The 2,116-nt window shown below is 41.7% G+C and carries 1 protein-coding gene and 1 pseudogene; both read left to right on the top strand.

The window, feature by feature from the left end; all coding sequences use genetic code 11:
• Positions 1-104: 104 nt before the first annotated feature.
• The gene (locus AC6F75_RS01880) at positions 105-1,727 is read left to right on the top strand and encodes a S41 family peptidase (RefSeq protein ID WP_500713225.1); all 1,623 of its coding nucleotides are present in this window, start codon (positions 105-107) and stop codon (positions 1,725-1,727) included.
• A gap of 2 nt (positions 1,728-1,729) precedes the next feature.
• Positions 1,730-2,116: pseudogene (locus AC6F75_RS01875) on the top strand (sterol desaturase family protein); the annotation flags it as partial.

The raw sequence follows: 2,116 nt of genomic DNA, 5'->3' as shown, positions 1-2,116 counted from the left end.
TATCTTGTTGCTCGTTGTTTTTGGAGTTAGAAAATTCCTAAAAAAGAAAAAGAAAATTTAGAAATAAACGCGTACTTTATTTTCGCGCAAGCAAATGATGTAAGATGAAAAAGAAAATTATAATCCCGGTTATCGCGATAGTGATTGCCATGGGAACCTGGAGTTTTAAAAGCGATTTTTTTGAAATCGCCAAACAAATAGAAATATTCACGACCCTTTACAAAGAGGTCAATATGAGTTACGTTGACGAAACCGTGCCGGCTGAGCTGATGAACAACGCCATTAAGGGGATGCTGGAAAGCCTTGACCCTTATACGGTTTACTACAACGAGCAAGATGTAGTTGAAGCAAGAATCAATCAAACCGGTTCAAATACGGGAATTGGCGCTGCTGTTCGCGCTCAAAAAGACAAACTAATCATCATTGAGCCCTGGAAAGACGGGCCGGCAGACAAGGCTGGACTAAAAGCCGGTGACGAAATCATTAAAATTGGCGATGTTAACATTGCTGCATTTAATGACAATGCTGACGAACTTTTACGCGGAGCGCCGGGCTCCAATGTTAATGTAACCTACAATCGGCAGGGAAAAACCCAAACCGCCACCATTACACGTGCCGCAATGAATGAAAAAGCAGTGCCTTATTACACGCTAATGGAGGGCAACGTGGGCTATATTGTTTTAAGTGTGTTCAGTCCAAGGACCACCACCGAAACCCGTGCGGCACTTGTTGATTTAAAAAAACAGGGGGCAACAAGCATCATTCTTGACCTGCGCAGCAATCCGGGCGGTTTGATGCGTGAATCGATCAATATCGTCAATCTTTTTGTGCCTAAAGGCGAAATTATTTCGACAACACAATCCAGCATAGAAAAATTTAACCAAACTTACCGTTCTTCATTTGAACCTGTAGACACTGAAATTCCGCTGGCTGTTTTAATCAACGGAAGAAGTGCTTCAGCAAGTGAAATTGTTTCAGGAGCCATTCAGGATCTGGACAGGGGAGTAGTTGTGGGTGCCCGAAGTTTTGGAAAAGGACTTGTACAACGCCAAAATAGAATTAATTATGGCACTCAGGTGAAAATTACCATTTCAAAATATTACACTCCCAGCGGAAGATGTATTCAGGCGGAAGATTATTTTAACCGCGACGAATTTGGAGACCCTATCCGCGCTACACCCGAAACATTTAACGCCTTTAAAACCCGCGGAGGAAGAACCGTTTATGATGGTGGTGGTATCCTGCCTGACGTGGAAATGGAAACAGCAGTGTTTAGCCCCATCACTACTGCACTTTTAAAAGCCAACAGTATTTTTGATTATGCAACTGAGTATTACTACAAAAACCAACACAGTGATTGGAGAAGTTTCAGCTTTAGCGAAAGGGATTACAGCGATTTTTTAAACTATCTGAAGCGCACCAATTTCACCTTTGAAACCGAAACGGAATCTGCACTAAAAGTTGCCATCAAAAAAGCCGAAGAAGAAAATATTAAGGATGATATTCAGCGAAGTTACAGCTCGCTTATACAGGATATTGGAAAAGCTAAAGAGCGGGAACTGCAAGACAAGAAAGCTGAAATTATGTCGCTGCTTTCAGATGAAATCGTAAAACGCTATTTCTACCGAGAAGGCCTTTATGAATACCAAGTAGTGAACAATCCTGAAATTAAGGAAGCCGTGGCTATTCTTAATGACCCAAAACGTTACCAAAGTATTTTGAAGTAAAAATGGATTCCTTCCTGCTCTTTTTTGAAGAAATGCCCGTCTGGATGCGGTTGGTCTGGGTGGTGAGCATTCTTGCTGTTTTCTGGATCCTGGAAGGTTACTATGCGTTGGTAAAAATCAACTATAAAAAGTGGAAACACGCCGGGGTTAATTTTGCTTTTTTGTTTTTTACAATGTTAATCAATGTGGGCTTTGGCGCGCTCACGCTTGGGGTTTTTTACTGGATAGATACAGCTCAATTTGGATTATTGCATTTGATAGATTGGCCGGTGTGGGCCGAACTGCTATTAGCACTATTGGTACTGGACTTTATTGCGCAATATGGTGTTCATTACCTCCTTCATAAAGTCAAGTGGATGTGGCGTTTACACATCATTCACCACAGTGAA

The sequence above is a fragment of the Planktosalinus sp. genome (genome assembly GCF_059864935.1).
The sequence above is the reverse complement of the archived record's forward strand: the minus strand, read 5'-3'. Positions and strand labels throughout refer to the sequence as shown.